This is a genomic window from Microbispora sp. NPDC049633, from assembly GCF_040675265.1.
GTDB lineage: Bacteria > Actinomycetota > Actinomycetes > Streptosporangiales > Streptosporangiaceae > Microbispora > Microbispora maris.
On sequence record NZ_JBFAOO010000025.1, the window covers coordinates 1 to 21,185 of the forward strand.

Genomic DNA, 21,185 nt, shown 5'->3' on the forward strand with positions numbered 1-21,185 from the left:
ACCGCGACCCCGGCGACCTGCCCGCCGTGCTGCGCCGGCTGCCCGGGTCGCTGACCGCGACCGTCCACGCGGCCGCGCACGAGGAGGCCCGCGACCTCGTCCCGGTCCTGAACCGGCTGGCGGGGCGGCTCATCTGGAACGGCTGGCCCACGGGCGTCGCCGTCTGCTGGGCGATGCACCACGGCGGTCCCTGGCCCGCCTCCACCACCCCGGCGCACACCTCCGTCGGCGCGGCCTCGATCAGGCGCTGGACGACCCCCGTGGCGTACCAGGACTGGCCGGGGGATCTGCTGCCCCCGGAGCTGCGCGACGACAACCCCCTCGGCGTGCCGCAGCGCGTGGACGGCCGCCTGCGCGTCTGACACCGGCGCACGCGTCTCCGCGCCGCCCCCGCACGCGTCTCCGCCGCGAACGCGCGTGTTTCCGCCGCTCCCGCAGTGTTTCCGCCGCTCCCGCTTAGGGGGCGGCGCGGACGCCTATCCGGGATCGAGCCCGAGGAGCCGGCCGAGGAGGGCGACCTGGTCGGCGTAGTGCCGGACGAAATCGGGGGAGCGGGGATCGACCCCGCAGACGCCTTCCACGACGTGCGGCAGCGTCGTGGTCGCCATCGCGGCGGCCATCAGCATGACGGTGAGGCAGGCCGGGTCCACCTCGTCCGGCAGCCGGCCGGCCGCCTGCCGGGCGCGGACCTCCTCCACGTAGCCCCGCAGCCGCTCCGAGCGCGGCGCCTGGTCGGGGTCGGTCCGCGGCCCTTCGTACTCCAGGCCGCTCCACGCCAGCAGCCGGACACCGTCCGGGTCGTGCAGCACCTCCAGCGCGTACCGGCGGAGCTGCTCGGGCAGCGGAGTGCCGGGCGCAACCAGCTCGCTCTGGCGCTCCCGCCAGCGTTCCCCGAGGGCCCGGTAGAGGCCTTCCTTGCCGTCGAAGTAGTACGAGATCAGCTGCTGGTTGACGCCGGCCCTGGCGGCGATCGCGCTGAGCCGGGCCCCCGCGTATCCGTGCGCGGCGAACTCCACCGTCGCGGCGTCCAGGATGAGCCGGCGGGTGCGGTCCGGGTCGCGCTGCCGCTCCTGGGGTCCGGGAGACCGGCGTGGCTTCGTGGGCACGCCCCGATCGTATAGCCGACGGCCGTAATCAATCGGATGGTTGACACAATTTTAGGTTCGGTTGATTATCGGAGAGGCGAGGCCGGCGGCCCGGCGCGACCCGCCGGGCACAGACGGGAGCCGCAGCGATGACCGGACCGTACGACCGCAGGACCGCCGTCCTCATCGTGGGAGGAGGCGTCACCGGCCTGTCCGCCGCGCTCTTCCTCACCCGTCTGGGGGTCCGTCCGATGCTGGTCGAACGGCATCCCTCCACGGCGATCACGCCGCAGGCGCGGGCGTTCAACCCGCGCTCGATGGAGATCTACCGTGCCGCGGGCCTGGAGGAGGAGATCCGCGGGCGTCAGTCGATCCTGGCCGGCCTTCCGGAGATGATCGGCGCGGAGACGCTGGCCGGTCGGGAGCGCTTCCGCGTCGACCTGCTGGCGCACGTCCGGCCGCCCGCCGCGGTCAGCCCCGCCGACTGGGCGATGATCGACCAGGACGAGCTGGAACGCGTCGTGCGCGCCCGTGCGGAAGACGGCGGCGCGGAGGTGTGCTTCGGCACCGAGCTGGTCTCCTTCGACGCCGACGACGACGGCGTGACGGCCGTCGTCCGCGACCTCGGCACCGGGGACGCGCGCCGCGTCCGCGCCGACTACCTGGTCGCCGCCGACGGTCACCGCGCGGGCATCCGCGACCGGCTCGGCATCGGCGCGGACCGGCCCGGGCCCACGACCGACGTGTCGTATTTCGTCTTCGACGCCGATCTGTCCGCCGTGCTGCGGGGGCGGCGCTTCCTGCTGGCCTACCTCGACCGGCCGGCGCCGGGCACCGTCCTGGTGCCGCTGCGCACGTACGGACGGTGGATGCTCGGGGTGCCCGCGCAGCCGGGGCAGGGTGAGCCCCACGGCGACCTCTCCGAGGAGCGCTGCGCCGAGCTGGCCCGCCTCGCGACCGGGGTGGCGGACCTCGACGTCACCCTCGTGCCCCCGGTGCCCGGGCGGCCGGGGATGGTGTCCCGCAGCACGATCGGCGGCTGGGTCGCGCACCGGTTCCGGTCCGGGCGGGTGTTCTTCGCGGGCGACGCCGCCCACGTCGTGCCGCCCGCGGGTTCGTACGGCGCGAACACCGGCATCGCCGACGCGCACAACCTGGCGTGGAAACTCGCCGCCGTGCTCGCGGGCCGGGCCGGGCAGACGCTGCTGGACACCTACGAGCGGGAACGCCGGCCGGTCGCGTGGCTGACGCTGGGGACCGCGACGCGGCACCTGGCCGGCCGCCACTCGGGAGGGGACGTCACCGGGACCGACGACGTGACGATGATCTTCGGCTACCGGTACGACTCCGCGGCGATCGTGCCGGAGACACCCGCCTTCGGGATGTCGGCCTTCGGGACACCGGCCTTCGGGACACCGGCCTTCGGGACACCGGCCTTCGAGACGCCGGCTCCCGTGGCGACGGCCGAGGACCCCCGCGGTCCCAGCGGGCGCCCGGGTCTGCGCGCGCCGCACGTGTGGCTGGAGCGGGCGGGGACCAGGCTGTCCACGCTCGACCTGTTCACCGGCGCCTTCACGCTGCTGACCGGCTCGGACGGCGGGGAGTGGGCCGCCGGGGCAGCGGGGGAGGCCGGGCTGCACGTCCATCGGATCGGCGTGGGCCTGCGCGACCCCGAGGACCGGTTCCTCCGCGCCTATGGCATCACGGGGACCGGCGCGGCCCTCGTCCGGCCCGACGGCTTCGTCGCCTGGCGCGCACGCGAGTTGCCCGCGCACGCGAGTCGCCCGCGTCCAGGGCGCCTGTTGCGGGACGCTCTGACGCGGCTGCTCTGCCTGGACGGCGCGCCGCCCGATCGGCCGGTCCTCCCGGCCTGGCCCGGCCCGCCGCCGCCCCGATAACCTGAACTACCAGGTGAGAGGATCGGGGGGTCTCGCCGTGGCCGACGTGGTGGACCGGTATTTCAGCGCGTACAACGCCCACGACCTGGACGCGGTGATGCGGTGCTACTGCGCCAAGCCCGTCGCGGTCGGCCCGGGCGGGCCGGCGGAGGGCCGCTCGGACGTGGCGTCCTACCACACCGGCATCTGGCAGGCCTTCCCCGACGTCCACGCCACGGTCCTGCAGAAGGTCGCGGACGGCGCGACCACGGCGGTCGCCGCGGTGGGGACCGGCAGGCACACCGGGCCGTTCGCGATCACCACGGGCGAGGTGCTCGGGGCCACCGGGCGGTACGTCAGCGTACGGTGCTGCTGGTTCTTCGGCACCGAGGGCGGCCTGATCGTCGATCATCAGGTCTTCTACGACCAGCTTGAGCTGTATCTCCAGCTCGGGTTGCCACTGGCCCGCCTCGCCAAGTGACGCCGGGGGACGCGCGGCCCCTCCGGGCGGAGGGGCCGAACGCCGCCGGCCGTCAGTGGATCTCGCCGGCCCCGGCGTGCCGGGAGACCTCCCTGCGCACGGTCGCGGCGGGATCGACGGCCGTGTGGAGGGTCGGGGTCCAGCCCGCGTCGGCGCCGAGGTCGGGGTCGTTCTTGGTGTTATAGGCGGCGATCAGGTCGATCGGCGTCTCCTTGCCGCCGACCCGCAGCAGGTTGCCCTTGGCCGTCAGCGTCGTGCCGCCCCAGTTGTAGAGCAGGTCGGCGGGGTCGACGCTCCGGCTCAGCCGGAAGTAGTTGTTCTCCGCGTAGATCTGGGACTCCACCCCCACGCCCAGCGCGTACTCGAAGGGCCCGGCGTCGGGCACCTGGTAGTAGTTGTTGTAGACGTGCACCTTGCCGAAACGGACGCGCGGCAGCCGCTGGAGGTTGTTGTCGAACTCGTTGTGGTGCACGGTGACGCTGAGCTTGCCCCGGTCCGTCGCGGGGTTGTTGGTCGACCCGATCAGCATGGTCTTGTCGTGGTCGGTGAACTTGTTCCACGACACGGTCACGAAGTCGGACCCGGACGTGATGTCCGCCTGGCCGTCGTGCACCTGGTAGGGCCGGCCGAAGTAGACCGGCTGCGCCGAGTCGGGGTTGTCCCCGTCGCTGAACGTGTTGTGGTCGATCCAGACGTGGGTCGAGCCGGTGACCGAGATGTTGTCGTAGAGGGAGTTCCAGTTGCCCTCGGCGCCGTCGGTGGGGTCCCACTGGGGGAAGCAGTCGGCGGCGTCCTCGAACCGGATGTTGCGGATGATGACGTTGTCGGCCTTGTCCACGTGCAGGTTGACGCCCCGGATGGTCGCCCCTGGCAGGCCCACGATCGTGGTGTTCGACGGCACCTTGAGCTTGATGTACTTCGTCTGCGCCGCGGCGGAGGCGGCCCGCGCGTCCTCCATCGGCCCGGACGGCTCGGTGTCGCGGCCCCACACCGCCGGGTCGTACGCCGCGAGATAGCCGGCCAGCGTGTAGCCGCCGGTGGCGAAGTCCGCGCAGGTCTTGTCGACCTCGACGACGCCCTTGACGTAGATGATGCGCGGGCCGGGGGAGGCGAGGGCCGCGGCCAGGCCCGCGCGGTCGGCGACCACGCGGACGTTCGCGGCGGGGGCCGCGGCGCCGCCGGTGGTGCCGGTGCCGGCCGAGGCCCAGCCGTCGCCCGCGGGCAGCGTCTGCCTGCCGAGGTCGGGCCGCGGGGCGGCCGCGGCGGGGCCCGTCCCGAGCAGGGGGACGGCGGCCGTGACCGCGAGGGCGGCCGACAGGAGTAGGGATCTTCCGGGCATGACAGTCTCCGTTCTGCGATCGCTCCCCCGAAACTCGTCGCCCGGCGCTCAGGCCGGATCGGGCGACCGCTCCAGTTCGTCGAGAAGGGCGAGACCGCGGTCGATCAGCGCGGCGAGCCTGTCGATGTGCTCGGGGCTGGGATCGGACAGCGGCCGGCGGACGGGTCCCACGTCCAGACCACGCAGGCGCACACCCGCCTTGATGAGCGAGACGGCGTATCCCGGGCCCTCGCCGCGCAGGTCGACCAGGGGCCGGTAGAAGCCCTCGATCAGGCGGTTCGCGACGTCGTCGCGACCGTCCCGCAGCGCCTCGTAGCAGGCGAGCGCGAGATCGGGGAGGAAGCAGAAGACGGCGGAGGAGTAGCGGACCACGCCGAGGTCCCGATAGCCGGCCTGGGACAGCTCCGCCGTCGGCAGGCCGTTGAAATACAGCAGGGAGGGCGGGGCGGCCTCGATGATCCGGCGCATGAGGCCGAGGTCGCCGTAGCCGTCCTTGAGTCCGATGACGCCCGGGTGCTCCGCGAGCGCCGCGACCGTCTCCGGCTCGAAGACGGCGTTGTCGCGCTGGTAGAGGATGACCGGCAGCCGGGTGCCGTCCGCGATCGCCTCGTAGTGGCGGCGCAGGCCGTGCTGGCCCGCCTGGACGAGGTACGGCGGCAGCGCGAGCAGGGCCGAGGCTCCGCCGTCCTCGGCGGCTCTGGCGAACTCCAGGGCCATCGCGGTGCCGTAACCGGTCCCGGCGACCACCGGGACGCGTCCGGCGGCCTCCTCGACGGCCGCGGCCACGCAGGCGGTGTAGTCCCGCAGGCTGAGCGAGGGGAACTCGCCGGTGCCGCAGCAGGCGAACACCGCGCCGCACCCCGCCTCGACGCCCTGCCGTACATGCCGGCGGAACACCTCGAGGTCGAGCCGCTCCTCCTCGTCGCACGGCGTGACCGGGAAGAACAGCAGGCCGTCGAACGTCACCGGCATCCTCCGTCATCCTCCTGCGTCATCCATCTGAACCTGATTCATATTCGTGAACACCGGGACCGTACGGCGCGCGGCGGCGCGTGGTCAAGACGCCCGCCGCAGAAGGGTGAATGTTTCGAAAAGGACACGGGTCCTTGACAGGACCGAGGCCCGAACATCACCGTTGATCCGTCCACGCTTGTGAACGAAGTTCAGGAATATGTCCTGACCGAGTTCCGAAAAGTCCGTGTTCCAAAAGTCACATAGGAGATGCGCCGGTGACGACGATGCGCCGCAGGGCCGTGCCGTACCTGCTGATCTCACCGACGGTCGCGCTCATCGCGGCGTTCCTCGTCTATCCCATCGGCAGCGTCGCGTACTACAGCCTGCAGCACCAGAACCTCACCAGGCCATGGGCCAACGGGTTCGCCGGGCTGGACAACTTCCGGCGGATGCTGTTCGAGGACGAGCTGTTCTGGCAGAGCCTCGGTTTCACCGCCAAGTGGGTGATCGTCGAGGTCGGCCTGCAGTTGCTCCTCGGACTCGCGCTCGCCCTCATCGTCAATGAAAGTTTCATCGGCCGGGGGCTCGCCCGGTCGCTGGTCTTCTCCCCGTGGGCCGTCTCCGGGGTGCTGACGACGGGCATCTGGATCCTGCTCTACACCCCCAGCACCGGGGTGCTGCGGTTTCTCGGGCAGCCGGAGGCGGCGGTCCTCGGCAACCCCGACACGGTCTTCCCGGCCGTCGTGGTGACCGAGCTGTGGCGCGGCGTGCCGTTCTTCGCGATCCTCCTGCTCGCCGGCCTGCAGGGCATCCCGGGCGAGCTGTACGAGGCCGCGGCGGTGGACGGGGCGGGCCGGACGAGGCGCTTCTTCCACGTCACGCTGCCGCACCTGCGGGACGCGATCGTGCTGGCCACGCTGCTGCGCGGGGTCTGGGAGTTCAACAACGTCGACCTGCTCTACACGCTCACCGGCGGCGGTCCCGCGCAGGCGACGACCACGCTGCCGCTGTACGTGGCCCAGCGCGCCGTCGACTCCAAGGACTTCGGGTACGGCTCGGCGCTGACGATGGCGGGCTTCGTGATCCTGCTGTTCTGCTCCATCCTCTACCTCCGGCTGAACCGGTTCGGGGAGGACCGAGACCGATGAAGAGGCGAGGGTTTTCGCAATGAGCGCCGACGTCATGACCCGCCCCCGCAGCCGGGCGGCGGTGCCCGCGGGGGCACGCCGCCGTCGTTCGAAGAGGAAGGACCCCGGCCGCGTGCTGCGGCTCTACATCCCCCTCGGGCTGTACCTGGTCTTCACCCTCGTGCCGTTCTACTGGATGCTCGTGTTCGCCCTGCGGCCGGCGGGCTCGACCGACCCCGTCCCCTGGCCGATCACGTTCGAGCACTTCGAGACCGTCTGGAACGACATCGGCTACGCGGTGTTCTTCAAGAACAGCGTGATCGTCGGGGTCTGGTCGCTGCTGTTCACCACGGTCATCGCGGTGATGGGCGGGTACGCGCTGGCGCGCTACCGGTTCCGCGGCCGGAGCCTGTTCATGGTCGTGCTGCTGTGCACCCAGTTCATCCCCGGCGCGATGATGCTGATCCCGCTGTTCTCGATCTTCAAGTCCCTCGGCCTGATCAACAGCCTGGGGAGCCTCGTCCTCGCCGACACCGTGTTCAACCTGCCTTTGTCGATCATCCTCATGAGCGGTTTCATCTCGGCCGTGCCGTTCACGGTGGAGGAGGCCGCGATGGTCGACGGCTGCACGCGGTTCCGCGGCTTCCTCGCGATCGTGCTGCCGCAACTGCGGCCCGGCCTGATCGCCGTGGGGTCGTTCGCGTTCATCCACACGTGGAACAACTTCCTGTTCGCGCTGATGTTCGTCAGCAAGCAGGACAGCTTCACGATCCCCGTCGGTCTCAGCTACACGATCGGGGAGTACAGCGCCGACTTCGGGGCTCTAGCGGCCGGGGGCGTCGTCGCCGCCCTGCCGGTGGTCTGCGTGTTCGCTGTGGTCCAGCGCTATCTCGTGCACGGCATCAGCGCCGGCGCGGTCAAGGGATAGCACCCCCACCCATTCGAGAGACCAGCCTGTCGAGAGCAGGAGGAACACAGATGAGAATGAAAGTGGCCTGGGCGGCGCTCGCCGTTCTCGCCGTCACCGCCACGGGATGCGGGTCGGACTCGGGCTCGGGTTCCGGCGACGGGTCCGGCAAGACGACCATCACGTTCTGGGACAACAACGGGGGCACCCGCACCCCGATCTACCAGGAGCTGATCAAGCGGTTCGAGGCGGCCAACCCCTCGATCCACGTCGAGTACGTCGGCGTCCCGATCGCGTCCGTCCAGCAGAAGTACGACACCGCCATCGCGGGCGGGGACACCCCCGACGTCGGCGGCGTCACCACGTCGTACCTGGCCAACCTGACCGGCCAGCAGGCGCTGGAGCCGGCCGACGACTGGCTCGCCAAGAGCGCGGTGAACGGCAAGCTCGCCACGCCGATGCTCGACTCGGTCCGCAAGACCGTGCCCGACGGCAAGCTCTACCTCGTGCCGGGCACCTCCAACATGGACGTGGTGTGGTACCTGAAGGACAAGCTCCAGCAGGCGCCGAACACCTGGGACGACTTCTTCACCAGCGCCGACGAGCTGACCAAGAAGCCCGACCAGTACGGCTACACCATCCGCGGCGGCGCCGGCTCGATCTTCCAGATCCTCGCCGAGATGTACTCCTACTCGGGCGTGGGCGAGTTCTTCGACGCCTCGGGCAAGAGCACGGTCAACGACCCGAAGAACGTCGAGTTCCTCGGCAAGATGGCCGGGCTGTACAAGAAGGACACCCCCGAGGCCGACGTCACCAACGACTTCCCGAAGATGGTCGCCGCGTTCGGCACCGGGAAGATCGCGATGATGCACCACAACCTGGGCTCCTACAACGACCACGTCAAGGCGCACGGCAAGGACAAGATCGCCGCCTTCGCGCTGCCGACCGGCCCCGGCGGCAAGCGGACCATCGTGGCCAACCCCGTGGACGGGTTCGCGGTGTTCAAGAACAGCGAGCACAAGGACGCCGCCTGGAAGTTCGTGGAGTTCCTGGTCTCCCACGACAGCAACAGCTACTGGAACCAGCAGACCGGCCAGATCCCGGCCAACACCGAGGCGCAGGGCGACTCCTGGCTGCAGGACCTCCAGCACGTGAAGACGGCGGTCGACACGCTGAACGACCCGAACACCCAGGTCGTGTCCCCGCCCTACTACCTGCCGCAGTTCTCCTCCATCACCAAGGCCGACACCGAGCCCCTCTTCCAGAAGGTCCTGCTCGGCCAGATGAAGCCCCAGGAGTTCCTCGACACCCTGGCGCAGAAGCTGACCGACGCCCAGGCCGAATGGAAGAAGGCGACCGGCGGCTGATCAGCCCGCCGGCATCGGGACCGGGCCGGTGCGTCCCTGACCGCGCACCGGCCCTCCCCGAACTCACTCAGGAAAGGGAAGAGCCCATGGCGGTCGTCGAACGCGTCATCGTCACGGTCTTCACCACGGTCACCAGATCCGTGGTGGACGGGCACGGCCACCGGCATCCCGGGCCGCCCAGGGAGGTGCGGGAGGCGCTGCTGGCCGTCTCCGACAGCGACGGCGCGACCGGGTACTGCCTGGCCGCACCGGACACCGTCAGGGAGGCGGTGATCACCGGTCACATCGGCCCGGCGCTGATCGGCCAGGACAGCCTCGACCGGGAGCGGCTGTGGCACCGCGTCGCCCGTCGGCAGCGGGGCGCGCAGGGCAACCTGTCCGACCGCGCGCTGAGCGCCGCCGACCAGGCCCTGTGGGACCTCGCGGGTCGCAAGCTCGGCCTGCCGGTCTGGAAGCTCCTCGGCGGCGCGCGATCCGAGGTGCCCGCCTACGCGAGCACCATGTGCGGCGACGACATCCCCGGAGGCCTGGCCACCCCCGAGGACTACGCCGCGTTCGCCAAGGAACTGGTGTCCCGCGGCTACCGCGGGATCAAGCTGCACACCTGGATGCCGCCCATGCCGTACGGCGTGGACCGCGACATCGAGGCGTGCGCCGCGGTCCGCGAGGCGGTCGGCCCGGACGTCGCGCTCATGCTCGACAGCAACCACTGGTACTCCCGCTCCGAGGCCCTGACCCTCGGCCGGGCCCTCGACGAGCTGAACTTCACCTGGTACGAGGAGCCCATGGAGGAGGCGTCGGTACAGTCGTACCGGTGGCTCGCCGACCAGCTGAAGACGCCGATCCTCGGGCCGGAGACGTCCTGGGGCAAGCACATGGCGCGGGCCGAGTGGGTCGCGGCGGGCGCCTGTGACATCCTCAGGGTGGGGGTGGTCGGTTCCGGCGGGATCATCCCGGCGATCAAGGCCGTCCACCTGGCCGAGTCGTTCGGCATGGACTGCGAGATCCACGGCAACGGCTCCGGCGCGCTGGCCGTGATCGGCGCCACGCTGTGCGGGCAGTGGTACGAGCGGGGGCTGCTGCACCCGCACTCGGACTACGACACACCCGCCCCGCACCTGCGGTCGATCGTCGACCCGCTCGTCGACGGCAGGGTGCGGATGCCGGACGCTCCCGGACTGGGGGATGATCTGGATATGGACTACATCGCCTCCCGCACGGTCGCCAGCTGGGGAACCGGCTCACAATAGGAGGCGGACAGGCGGGTCAGGGAGGTACACATGGCGGAACCCGTGCCGCACGTGAAGTCGGCACTCCGGACGGTCGAGCTGCTCGACTTCTTCGCGCAGTATCCCGGACTGCACAGCCTCACCGACCTTCAGGGCAAGCTGGGCTATCCCAAGAGCAGCCTGCACGCACTGCTGCGTACGCTGGTCGACCTCGGCTGGATCGAGACCGACGTCACCGGCACGCTCTACCGGATCGGCATGCGGGCTCTGCTGGTCGGGGCGACGTACATCGACGGGGACCCGGTGGTCCAGCTCGCGCACGACGCCCTGGACTGGCTGGCCGAGGTGACGGGCGAGACGGTGCACCTCGCCCGGCTCGACCACTTCGACATCGTGTATCTCGCCACGCGCGCCTCGCGGCACTACCTGCGGCCGTTCTCGCGGGTGGGCCGCCGCCTGCCGGCGAGCACCACGTCGCTCGGCAAGGCGATCCTGGCGAGCAGGGACGAGGGCGAGGTACGCGCGATGCTGCCCGCCGAGCTGCCCTCGCTGACGGCCCACACGATCGTGGACGCCGAGGAACTGCTGGTCGACCTGCGCCGGGTACGCAAGCAGGGCTACGCGGTGGACCGCGAGGAGAACACCGAGGGGCTGCGGTGCTTCGGCGTCGCGCTGCACATCAGCGACCCGCCGCGGGACGCCATCAGCTGCTCGGTGCCGATCCCGCGCCTGACCCCGGAACGGGAGAAGGAGATCGCCTCCTGCCTGCTGGAGGCCCGCGAGCGCATCGAGCGCTCCGCCATGCGCCAGCGCCGGGCGTACTGACCGGCGCCCCGCCGCCCGTCCGGAGGAGCCGCCCGCACCGGACGACGAGCGCCCCGGGACGTGGCCGCCACGTCGCGGGGCGCCTCGCCGTGTCCGCGTGCGGCCCGGGCCGCCCGGGGAACGCGTGCGCGCCCTGATGAGACGCGTGCGCCGCCGGGGAAGATCCGGCGAGCATCCCGGAAGATGCGCGGGTCACAGCCCGGACGTGACGATGACGGGGTGACGGTCGCGCTGCCTCCCGCTGCACGGGTCCACCGGCCGCGACCCGACCGGAGCCGCCGCCGTGGTGCCGGTAGCGGCCGCTTCCGTACCCAACCTATGGCGGGGTGAGAGATGACTCTGGTCGAGACCGAGACGTCAGTCGATTTCGACGGCGAGACCCTGGACGTCGCGACCGTACGGCGCGTCGCGGAGAACCAGGTGCCGTGCGGCGTGGCGCCCTCCGCGCTGGCCAAGGCCGCGGCCAACAGGCGGCAGTTCGAGGACATCATCCGGCAGGGCATCCCCGTGTACGGGGTGACCACCGGGTACGGCGAGATGATCTACATGCTCGTGGACACCTCCAAGGAGGTGGAACTGCAGACCAACCTGGTCCGCAGCCACAGCGCGGGGGTCGGGCCGACCTTCGCCGAGGACGAGGCGCGGGCGATCGTCGCGGCCCGGCTCAACGCCCTCGCCAAGGGCTACTCCGCGGTCCGGCCCGAGCTGCTGGAGCGGCTCGCGCTGTACCTGAACCTGGGGATCACCCCGGCCATCCCCGAGATCGGCTCGCTGGGCGCCAGCGGCGACCTCGCCCCCCTGGCGCACCTCGCGTCCACGATCATCGGTGAGGGGTACGTCCTGCGCGACGGCCGCCGGGTCGAGACCGGCCCGATCCTGCGCGAGCTCGGCATCGAGCCGCTGCGGCTGCGTTTCAAGGAGGGGCTCGCCCTGATCAACGGCACCTCGGCGATGACCGGGGTCGGCTCCCTGCTCGTCAGCAGGGCGCTGGACCAGGTGCGGCAGGCCGAGATCGTCACCGCGCTGATCTGCGAGGTCCTGCAGAGCTCCACCAGCCCCTTCGTCGCCGACGGGCACGACGTGGCCCGCCCGCACCGGGGGCAGATCGACGCCGCCGCCAACATGCGGGCCCTGCTGCGGGGCAGCCGCCTCGCCGTGGAGCACGGCGACCTGCGGCGGGCGCTCAAGGACGGCGCGGAGGCGTCGCCCGGCGCCGAGGGCGTCCACCGCACCGAGGTCTACCTGCAGAAGGCGTACACGCTGCGGGCGATCCCGCAGGTCGTCGGCGCCGTCAGGGACGCCGTCTACCACGCGTTGAGCACGCTGGAGATCGAGCTCAACTCCTCCAACGACAACCCGCTGGTCTTCGAGGGCAAGGAGGTCTTCCACGGGGCGAACTTCCACGGCCAGCCGGTCGCCTTCGTGATGGACTACCTCACCATCGCCCTCACCCAGCTCGGGGTCTTCTCCGAGCGCCGCACCAACCGGCTGCTCAACCGGCATCTGAGCAACGGCCTTCCCGAGTTCCTCGTCGCGGGGGACCCCGGCCTCAACAGCGGGTTCGCCGGCGCGCAGTACCCCGCCACCGCGCTGGTCGCCGAGAACCGGACGATCGGCCCGGCCAGCATCCAGAGCGTCCCGTCGAACGGCGACAACCAGGACGTCGTCAGCATGGGCCTCATCGCCACGCGCAACGCCCGCAGGGTGCTGGAGAACAACCACAAGATCCTCGCGGTGGAGTACCTCGCCGCCGCCCAGGCCGTGGACCTGTCCGGCAGGTACGACGGGCTCAGCCCGGCCGGCAAGGCGGCGTACGAGATGGTGCGCTCGCTGGTGCCGACCCTCGACAGGGACCGTTACATGGCCGACGACATCGAGCTGGTCGCCGCCGCGCTGTCCCGGGGCGAGCTCGTCAACGCGGTCGCCCGCGCCGACCTCGAGCTGCGCTGAGCGACCGGCCGGAACGGCCGGGACAGGAAAGCCCGGGAACGCCCGGGGCGGGACTCCCGCCCCGGGCGTTCCGCGTGCGGGGCACGCGCGGGCGTGGCGGGGGAGGACCCCTCCGGCACCTGGTGCGCCAAGGACGAGGTGCTGGTGCGTCGGGTGACCACGAAGTGCGCGGCCGGGCGAGGGGGCCCGACGAAGGGTTGGTGCGCGGGCCTGCAGCGAGAGGTCCTGCGGCGCGAGACCGGGCCGGGAACGGCGAACGCGCCGGACCTCGGGAGAGATCCGGCGCGCCGGTGGTCGTGGTCGCGACACGGGCCGCGGCCGGGGCGGCGGTGGCCGCCCCGGCAAGGCTCACAGGTCGAACAGGCTCTTCTTCGCCTGCCGCAGCTCCTCGAACGAGGACAGGTCGGGGACCGTCCAGCCGTCCAGGTCGTACTCGCTCAGGCACTCGTCGACGAACGCCTTGTAGCCGTCGACCTGGCCGTTGGCGATCTGCGCCGACAGCAGCTCCACCCGCGTGTTCTCGTGGTTGCCGGCGTAGTTGCGCTCGTACAGCTCGTGCCGGCCGCCGAACTCGGTGCCGACGGCGTCCCACAGGAGCTTCATCACCTTGATCCGCTCGACCGAGTCGATGCCGTCCGAGCCGCGCAGGTACTTGTCCAGGTACGGCCGGACGTCGGGGTTGCGGAAGTCCTCGGCGCCGGAGTTGACGTAGATGAGGCCGCTGGCGATGTCCTGCTCGACGATCTCCTTGACCCGGGGGTAGCCGATCTGCATGAACCACCGGTAGGCCAGGCCGTACGCCGGGTTGGGCAGGACGGCGCCGTTCACCCACGGGACGGGGTTGCGCGCGGCGGCGTCCGACAGGCCCCAGAACAGGTTGCGCCAGGCCAGCACCTCGCCGATGCGGCTCTGCACGCCCCGGAAGTCCTTGGTCCCGGTGATCTCCACCGCCTTGGCCAGCAGGCCGGCGATGAACTCCAGCTTCACCGCCAGGCGGGTGCACCCGTGGAAGGTGAAGCGCTCGGGGAAGCCGGACCGGCCGGTGAAGAGCTGGACCTTCCCCAGGTGCCCGTAGATGAAGACGTTCTCCCAGGGGATGAGCACCTTGTCCAGCACGAGGATCGTGTCGTTCTCGTCCAGCCGGGACGACAGCGGGTAGTCGAACGGGCTGCCCATCACGGCGGCCATGGCCGAGTAGGACGGACGGCAGATCAGCTTCAACCCGGGCGCGCCCATCGGCACGGTCGCGACCAGGGCGAACTTCTTGTCCTTGATCGGCAGGCCGTAGTGGGCGATGAAGTTGTAGTGGGTCAGCGCCGAACCGGTCGCCACGACCTTGGCGCCGCTCACGACCAGGCCCGCGTCGGTCTCCTTCTCGACGTGCACGAAGACGTCGGCGACCTCGTCCGGCGGCCGGTTGCGGTCGACCGGCGGGTGCACGATCGCGTGGTTCCAGAACAGGACCTTCTCCTGCGACTCGCGGTACCACCGGCGGGCGTTGTCGGAGAAGGGCTCGTAGAACTCCGCGTTCGCGCCGAGCGTGCCGAGGAACGCGCCCTTGTAGTCAGGACTGCGCCCCATCCACCCGTAGCTCATCCGGGCCCAGGCCGCGATCGCCCGCTGGTCGGCCACCAGGTCGTCGGCGCTGCGCGGGGTGGTGAAGAAGCTGTGGGTGTAGCCGTCGCTGCCGGTGTCGGTCGGCACGACGAGGGCGTCCCGCCGGTCCGGGTCGTGCAGGGCGTCGTACAGCCGGGCCGTCATCCGGATGGGGTTGTGGAACGCCGGATGCGTGGTGACGTCCCTGACCCGCTCGCCGTACAGGTAGATCTCGCGGTCGTCGCGCAGGCTCTCGACGTACTCGGCGCCGGTCAGGGGACGCGTGCGCCGCGGCGGAGCGTGCTCCGCCGCGAGCGGCGCGTCGTGGAGGTCTGTCATCGCCAGATGTCCCTTCCTTCTCGGTCGTCCGGGGCTCACCCGTGGTCCGCGACGCCGAACCGGGCCCGGGCCAGGTCGCGCTTGGCGATGGTGGCGAGGAAGGTCGAGACGCCGGCGTGCGTGACGAACATCGACATGTCGCGCCACACGCGCTCGATCCGCTCGCCCCGCCGCACGGCGCTCGACCCGGCCGTGGGGAACAGGTAGCGCTCGACCGCGCGCCAGCACAGCGACACCACCTCGGCGCAGATCGCGGCCAGGCGCAGCTCGTGCTCGTGGGTGACCGCCGCCGGGCCCTGGGCGCAGGCCTCGCGCCACTGCCGGATCGCGTCCATGGTCGCGGCCTCGGCCGTGGCGATCAGGCCGGCGGCCTTGCCGTACCTGAGCTGGAAGTCAGGGTCCTGCGAGCGCACCACGATGGGCGGGAACGGGGTGGTGCGGGTGCGCATCAGGTCCTCGTACGCGTCGAGCGCGCCCTTGGCCATGCCGACGGCGAGCACCGCGTCCTCCATGACCATGAAGCTGAGCTGGCCGCCGCCGTACTCGGGGTTGCCGTGCAGGGCGCGCCCCGGCGAGCCCTCCCTGACGTCGATCTGGCTCATGTGGGTCTTGATCGTGTAGCGGTCGGGGACGCGGCCGCCGGTGATGCGGATGCTGTGGGAACCGCTGCCCTTGAGGCCCAGCGCGTGACCCCAGTCGTCCAGGCGAGTCCACTGGTCGCGCGGCGCGATGAACATCATGGGCTCCGGCTCGCCGCCGTCCTCCGGGGTGACCATCGCGTGGCCCATGAAGTGCGTGGCGTACGGCGAGCCGGAGCAGTAGCCCCAGGTGCCGTCGATCACCCAGTCACCGTCCGCGGTGCGCTCGGCCGTGCCGCCGGGCACGACCGTGGCCGGGCAGATGAACTCACCGGAGGCGAAGATCTCGTCCTGGACCTCCCGGGGGAACACGGTGGCGGCCGGGAGCGCGTGCGCGGCGCCGAGGCAGAACATCCAGCCGGTCGAGGGACAGCCCCGGGTCAGCGCGATGGCGACCCGCATGAACGTGTCGATGCCGAACTCGTAGCCGCCGTACCGGCGGGGCACCAGGATCCGGTAGAACCCGGCCTTGCGGAACTCCTCGTGGACGTCCTCGCCGTAGTACGTGCGCTGCTCGGTCTCCGCCTGGCGTTCGACCAGGAGGGGCACCATGGCCTCGGCTCTCGCGACCACCTGCTCGGGCGTGAGGCCGGGCTCGGGAGGGGACGGGAGGCGGTGCTCGGGAAGATCGGTGATGACTCCCATGCTGCGCGGTTCCTCACGGTCTCGTGGGCGTACGGATACGCGGTCAGCGTCACACCCCCCACCGGCCCGGTGCATCTCCCGAAATGCCCTGCCATATCGCGGGACGTGCGGTCATGGCATTCCGCGATAAGACAGCGCGCCGGTGCCCCGGAGAGAATCCGAGTGCGGTTCCCCGTCCCGGAGACGGTCAAGTAGCGGACGAGGCGCCCCCGCGACGCCGGACGCGCCCGGCGTCCGCGTGGCGGGCGCCCTGGCGGTTGGGAGTTGCGGTGACCACAGTCGACAGCCGAACGCGGGACGACAACGTCTACGGAGAGGACGTCAGCGAGATCTACGACCTCCTCTACCAGCGGCGCGGCAAGGACTACGCGAAGGAGGCCGCCGTGGTGGCCGGCCTGATCCGCGACCGCGCCCCGCACGCGGCGACGCTCCTCGACGTGGCCTGCGGCACCGGGGAGCACCTCAAGTCGCTGCGGGCGATGTTCGAGCACGTCGAGGGCGTCGAGCTGTCCGACGCCATGCGGGAGCGGGCCCGGGCCAAGCTGCCCGGCGTCGCCGTCCACCCGGGGGACATCCGCGACTTCGACCTCGGCCGGTCCTTCGACGCCGTCTGCAGCCTGTACGGCACGGTCGGCTACATGGCGGGCACCGAAGAGCTCGACGCCGCGATCGGCAGCATGGCCGGGCACGTGGCCCCGGGCGGCGTGCTCATCGTCGAGCCGTGGTACTTCAGGGACGGCTTCACCGACGGCCACATCGGGCACGACGTCGTCCGCGACGAGCACCGGGTGGTGGCGCGGGTCGCGCGGTCCGTGCGCGTCGGCGACACCGTCGAGGTGCGGGCCCACTACCTGGTGGGCGACGGCGACGGGGTGCGCCACTTCGAGCACGTGCAGGTCATGAGCCTGTTCTCCCGGGAGGAGTACGCCGCCGCGTTCCGGCGGGCCGGCCTCGACGTGACCTGCCTGGAGGAGACGGGCGACATGCTCGCCGGGCGCTCGCTGTTCCTCGGCGTGCGCCGGTGAGGGGGAGGGGCGGGCGGTGATCCCCCTGTTCCGGTCCGCGGTCGCGCCCGGCGCCGCCGACCTGGTCGCCGACGTGCTGCACAGCGGCCGGTTCGGCCACGGGCCGCGGGTGGAGGAGTTCGAGCGCGCCCTCGCGGCGCGCGTCGGCCATCCCCGCCTGGTCGCGCTGAACAACGGCACGTCGGCGCTCCACCTCGCGCTCCATCTGGCGCTGCGGCCGGCGGGCGGGCCCGAGCCGGACGGGCCGCCGGGCGAGGTGCTGACCACCCCGTTCACCTTCGAGGCCACCAACTGGAGCATCCTCGCCAACGGGCTGCGGATCACCTGGGTGGACGTGGACCCGGCCACGCTCAACATGGACCTCGACGACCTGGCGAAGAAGATCTCGCCGGCCACCCGGGCCGTCATGGTGGTGCACTGGGGCGGCTGCCCGGTGGACCTCGACCGGCTGGGGCGCATCCTCGACGACGCCGAGGCGGCGTACGGCGTCCGCCCGGCGGTGATCGAGGACTGCGCCCAGGCGTGGGGGGCCGTCTGCCACGGACGGCCGCTGGGCAACCACGGCAACCACTGCGCCTACAGCTTCCACGCGACCAAGCACCTGAGCTGCGGCACCGGGGGCATGCTCGTCCTGCCCGACGAGCGGTCGCTGGAGCGCGCCCGGCGCCTGCGCTTCTTCGGCATCGACCGCGACGCCGACCGGGTGAACGCCGACTACGACGTGCCCGAGTGGGGCTACAACTTCTATCTGAACGAGATCGGCGCGGCGATCGGGCTGGCGAACCTCGCGGACGTGGACGCCCGGGTCGAGCGGCACCGGCGCAACGCGGCCTTCTACGACCGCGAGCTCGCGGACGTGCCCGGCCTGGAGCCGACGGCGCGCACGCCGGGGCTGGAGTCGTCGTTCTGGCTGTACCCGGTCAAGGTCGAGGACCGCGCCGCCTTCATGCGCAAGATGACCGCCGCGGGGATCACCGTGAGCGTGGTGTGCCGGCGCAACGACGCGCACGGCTGCGTGACCGCGGCGCGTACGGCCCTGCCCGGCCTCGACGCGGTGCACGAGCGCGTGGTCAACATCCCCGTCGGCTGGTGGCTGTCGGACGAGGAGCGCGAGCACATCGTGGCGACGGTGAGGTCCGGCTGGTGATCGCCGCGCCATTGGCGGAATGCACCGCAACCGCCGATAAGAAATGCCGCGGACGGCGGTGTTAACGTCCAGTCATGGATATTTCCTGCCGGATTTGCGGCGGCCCGGTCAAGGCGTCGGTCGACCTGGGGTCGCACCCCCGCGGAAACGCGTTCCCCAAGCCCGGGGATATCGCGGACGAGTTCTTCTTCCCGCTCATCGTCGGAATGTGTGACTCGTGCACGATGGTTCAGCTCATGGCTGACATCCCGCAGGAGGTCAGATATCACGACGAATATCCGTACCACGCCTCGAATTCGGTGGTGCACAGCCGGCACTTCGAGGGCATCGCCGAGCGGTTCCTGGAGACGGAGCTGACCGGTCCCGACCCGTTCATCGTGGAGATCGGCAGCAACGACGGCGTCATGCTCGCCCGGATCGCCAGGGCCGGGGTGCGGCACCTCGGCATCGAGCCCTCGCGGCAGGTGGCCGAGATGTCCCGGGCGCGCGGCGTCCGGGTCCTGTCCCGGTTCTTCGACGAGGCGGCGGCGGGTCCGATCCGCGCCGAGCACGGCCCGGCCGACGTCATCTTCGGCGCCAACGTGATCGCGCACATCGCCCACCTCGCCTCGGTGCTCAAGGGCGCCAAGCTGCTGCTCGGCCCGCGCGGCGTGTTCGTCTTCGAGGAGCCCTACCTGGGCAGCGTCGTCGAGCAGACGGCGTTCGACATCCTCTACGACGAGCACTCCTTCGTGTTCTCGGTGCGCGCGATCAAGGCCGCGGCCGAGCGCTACGGGCTCGAGCTCGTGGACGCCGAGCACGTCGAGCTGCACGGCGGCTCGATGCGCTACACCCTGTCCCAGCCCGGCGCGCGCGAGGTCCGCCCCGCGGTCGGCGAGTGGCTCGCCCGGGAGGCCGCCCAGCGGCTCGGCGAGCACGCCACGCTGGAGGAGTTCGCCCGGCGGGCCGCGCGCGTCCGCGACGATCTCACCGCGCTGCTGCGGAGCCTGCGCGCGGAGGGGAAGACGATCGCCGGGTACGGCGCCCCCGCGAAGATCACCACGGTGACCAACTACTGCGGGATCGGAACCGACACGGTGCCGTTCGTCTGCGACTCCACACCGTCGAAGCAGGGCCGCCTGGTGGCCGGTTCGCACATTCCCGTCGTGTCGCCCGAGGTTTTCGCGGCGAACCCGCCGGACTACGCGATCCTGTTCGCCTGGAACCACGCCGGGGAAATCATGCGCAAAGAGCGGGAATTCGCCGAGCGCGGCGGCCGGTGGATTCTCTACGTGCCCGACGTCCACGTTGTCTGAGTGCTATTCGGAATAAGCACGGGGGGAGATGCGGCGACGCGCGGCGGATGCGAATGATGGAGTCGCCGGAAAGCGTCATTCCGTGATTGCCCAGCGTTCTCCCGTTCGCCGGCAGGGGCAGTCCGAGTGGAAAGGAAGACCCACCGTGTCCGTGGCGACGTCGTCCGTTCACCGCGGCGCCCTCCAGGAGGAGCGCCGCCCCGATCTGCCAGCACTGACCGGCATGCGGATCATCGCCGCGCTGCTGGTCTTCATGAGCCACGTCATCTACCCGATGACCGCGGGCGACCTCGATCCGGCGACGCCGTACCAGGACGACGCCATCACCCAGAACCTCATGTGGTTCTTCTCCCCGGGTGGCTCCATCGGGGTGTCGTTCTTCTTCATCCTGAGCGGCTTCGTGATCACCTGGTCGTACCGGCCCGGCGACTCGGTCCGCGCCTACCTGCGGCGCCGCTCGGTGAAGATCCTGCCCAACCACGTGGTGACCTGGGCGCTCGCGATGCTCCTGTTCGCCGCCGCCTACACGCCGCTGTGGGGGCTGCCGAACCTGCTGCTCGTCAACTCGTTCTCGCCCGACTCCAACTACTGGGGCGGGGCCAACATGCCGGCGTGGTCGCTCAGCTCGGAGATGCTGTTCTACCTGCTGTTCCCGCTGCTGATGATCCCGATCGGGAAGATCAGGGAGAGCCGTCTGTGGGCGTGGGCCGGCGTCACCGTCGTCGCCATGGCCGCGGTCTGCCTCGTCACGTTCACGCTGCTGCCCGACGAGCCGCGCTACCCGGGTGACCCGCTGTCGCTGCCGCAGTTCTGGTTCGTCTACATGTTCCCCCCGGCCCGCCTGTTCGAGTTCGTGCTCGGCATGATCCTCGCCCGGATCGTGATCAGCGGCCGGTGGCCCCGGATCGGCATCACCCCTGTGGCCGTCCTGCTCGCGGCCGCGTACGCCGCCACGCTGTGGGTGCCCTCGCCGTACAGCCTCGTCCTGGTGACGGCGGTCCCGTTCGGCCTGGCGATCGGCACGTTCGCCGCGGCCAACCTGCGCGGCCGGCGCACCGTGATGGGCAGCAGGCCGATGGTGTGGCTGGGCAACGTGTCCTTCGGGTTCTACATGACGCAGGCCGTGGTGCTCTTCTGGCTGCGTCCCGCCGTGCTGGGCCGCGCCGAGTACGGCGTCGTGGGCGGCACCCTGCTCGTCCTCGCGCTGATCGGCGTGAACGTGCTCGCGGGATGGCTGCTCTACCGGTTCGTCGAGCAGCCCGCCATGCGGCGGTGGAGCCGGTCCCGCAAGACCGGGACCGAGGGGCCGCGCCTGCAGGCGGCCTCCGCCGGCTCGTCCGACTGAGCGATTCCTCGTCC

Annotated in this window: 17 protein-coding genes and 1 pseudogene; 13 read left to right on the forward strand and 5 right to left on the reverse strand. The window is 71.1% G+C overall.

The genetic code is table 11. The features are described from left to right. Positions 1-362, forward strand: a pseudogene (locus AB0J39_RS09365) (aldehyde dehydrogenase (NADP(+))); the annotation flags it as partial. A 114-nt stretch (positions 363-476) separates the two neighbouring features. On the opposite strand, the gene AB0J39_RS09370 reads toward AB0J39_RS09365, so the two are convergent. Next, positions 477-1,106, reverse strand: coding sequence for a TetR/AcrR family transcriptional regulator (locus tag AB0J39_RS09370; protein WP_363462927.1), 630 nt, complete (start codon positions 1,104-1,106; stop codon positions 477-479). Between the two features lie 128 nt (positions 1,107-1,234). On the opposite strand from AB0J39_RS09370, the gene AB0J39_RS09375 reads away from it, so the two are divergent. Continuing rightward, positions 1,235-2,983 carry an FAD-dependent monooxygenase gene (locus tag AB0J39_RS09375; protein ID WP_363462928.1) on the forward strand — a complete coding sequence of 583 codons (1,749 nt, stop codon included), beginning with the start codon at positions 1,235-1,237 and terminating at the stop codon, positions 2,981-2,983. A gap of 13 nt (positions 2,984-2,996) precedes the next feature. Further along, entirely contained in the window at positions 2,997-3,443 is a 447-nt protein-coding gene (locus AB0J39_RS09380) for a nuclear transport factor 2 family protein (protein WP_363462929.1), read from the forward strand. Between the two features lie 52 nt (positions 3,444-3,495). Here the strand turns inward: AB0J39_RS09380 and AB0J39_RS09385 are convergent, their stop codons facing one another. Then, positions 3,496-4,782 carry a pectate lyase gene (locus AB0J39_RS09385; RefSeq protein WP_363462930.1) on the reverse strand — a complete coding sequence of 429 codons (1,287 nt, stop codon included), beginning with the start codon at positions 4,780-4,782 and terminating at the stop codon, positions 3,496-3,498. Between the two features lie 48 nt (positions 4,783-4,830). Next, positions 4,831-5,754 carry a 5-dehydro-4-deoxyglucarate dehydratase gene (locus AB0J39_RS09390; RefSeq protein ID WP_363462931.1) on the reverse strand — a complete coding sequence of 308 codons (924 nt, stop codon included), beginning with the start codon at positions 5,752-5,754 and terminating at the stop codon, positions 4,831-4,833. A 266-nt stretch (positions 5,755-6,020) separates the two neighbouring features. On the opposite strand from AB0J39_RS09390, the gene AB0J39_RS09395 reads away from it, so the two are divergent. The 6 genes from AB0J39_RS09395 to cmdF all read left to right on the forward strand — a co-directional run bounded on the left by AB0J39_RS09395 (position 6,021) and on the right by cmdF (position 13,141). Continuing rightward, a complete protein-coding gene (locus tag AB0J39_RS09395; RefSeq protein WP_169979830.1) occupies positions 6,021-6,884 on the forward strand; it encodes a sugar ABC transporter permease in 864 nt (287 codons plus the stop codon). A 19-nt stretch (positions 6,885-6,903) separates the two neighbouring features. Then, positions 6,904-7,791 (forward strand): carbohydrate ABC transporter permease, encoded by an 888-nt coding sequence (locus AB0J39_RS09400; protein WP_169979474.1) that lies wholly within the window; start codon positions 6,904-6,906, stop codon positions 7,789-7,791. A gap of 50 nt (positions 7,792-7,841) precedes the next feature. After that, the gene (locus tag AB0J39_RS09405) at positions 7,842-9,137 is read left to right on the forward strand and encodes a sugar ABC transporter substrate-binding protein (protein WP_363462932.1); all 1,296 of its coding nucleotides are present in this window, start codon (positions 7,842-7,844) and stop codon (positions 9,135-9,137) included. Between the two features lie 86 nt (positions 9,138-9,223). Next, positions 9,224-10,387: an enolase C-terminal domain-like protein gene (locus AB0J39_RS09410; RefSeq protein WP_363462933.1), complete on the forward strand. Its 1,164-nt coding sequence runs from the start codon at positions 9,224-9,226 to the stop codon at positions 10,385-10,387. Between the two features lie 30 nt (positions 10,388-10,417). Continuing rightward, a complete protein-coding gene (locus tag AB0J39_RS09415) occupies positions 10,418-11,191 on the forward strand; it encodes an IclR family transcriptional regulator (RefSeq protein ID WP_363462934.1) in 774 nt (257 codons plus the stop codon). 333 nt (positions 11,192-11,524) lie between these two features. After that, positions 11,525-13,141, forward strand: a complete 1,617-nt coding sequence (gene cmdF / locus AB0J39_RS09420; RefSeq protein WP_363462935.1) for a tyrosine 2,3-aminomutase — start codon at positions 11,525-11,527, stop codon at positions 13,139-13,141. Positions 13,142-13,489: 348 nt separating this feature from the next. On the opposite strand, the gene AB0J39_RS09425 is transcribed toward cmdF, so the two are convergent. Next, positions 13,490-15,076 (reverse strand): 4-hydroxyphenylacetate 3-hydroxylase N-terminal domain-containing protein, encoded by a 1,587-nt coding sequence (locus AB0J39_RS09425; RefSeq protein WP_363462936.1) that lies wholly within the window; start codon positions 15,074-15,076, stop codon positions 13,490-13,492. Positions 15,077-15,111: 35 nt separating this feature from the next. Then, positions 15,112-16,359 carry an acyl-CoA dehydrogenase family protein gene (locus AB0J39_RS09430; protein WP_363462937.1) on the reverse strand — a complete coding sequence of 416 codons (1,248 nt, stop codon included), beginning with the start codon at positions 16,357-16,359 and terminating at the stop codon, positions 15,112-15,114. Positions 16,360-16,628: 269 nt separating this feature from the next. Between AB0J39_RS09430 and AB0J39_RS09435 the strand changes: the two genes are divergently transcribed. From AB0J39_RS09435 to AB0J39_RS09450, 4 genes are all read left to right on the forward strand, one after another. After that, a complete protein-coding gene (locus AB0J39_RS09435) occupies positions 16,629-17,384 on the forward strand; it encodes a class I SAM-dependent methyltransferase (protein WP_363462938.1) in 756 nt (251 codons plus the stop codon). Between the two features lie 16 nt (positions 17,385-17,400). Next, positions 17,401-18,531, forward strand: a complete 1,131-nt coding sequence (locus AB0J39_RS09440; protein WP_363462939.1) for a DegT/DnrJ/EryC1/StrS family aminotransferase — start codon at positions 17,401-17,403, stop codon at positions 18,529-18,531. Positions 18,532-18,605: 74 nt separating this feature from the next. Further along, positions 18,606-19,826, forward strand: coding sequence for a class I SAM-dependent methyltransferase (locus tag AB0J39_RS09445; RefSeq protein WP_363462940.1), 1,221 nt, complete (start codon positions 18,606-18,608; stop codon positions 19,824-19,826). 145 nt (positions 19,827-19,971) lie between these two features. Beyond that, positions 19,972-21,171, forward strand: a complete 1,200-nt coding sequence (locus AB0J39_RS09450) for an acyltransferase (RefSeq protein ID WP_363462941.1) — start codon at positions 19,972-19,974, stop codon at positions 21,169-21,171. The last annotated feature ends 14 nt before the right edge of the window (positions 21,172-21,185 follow it).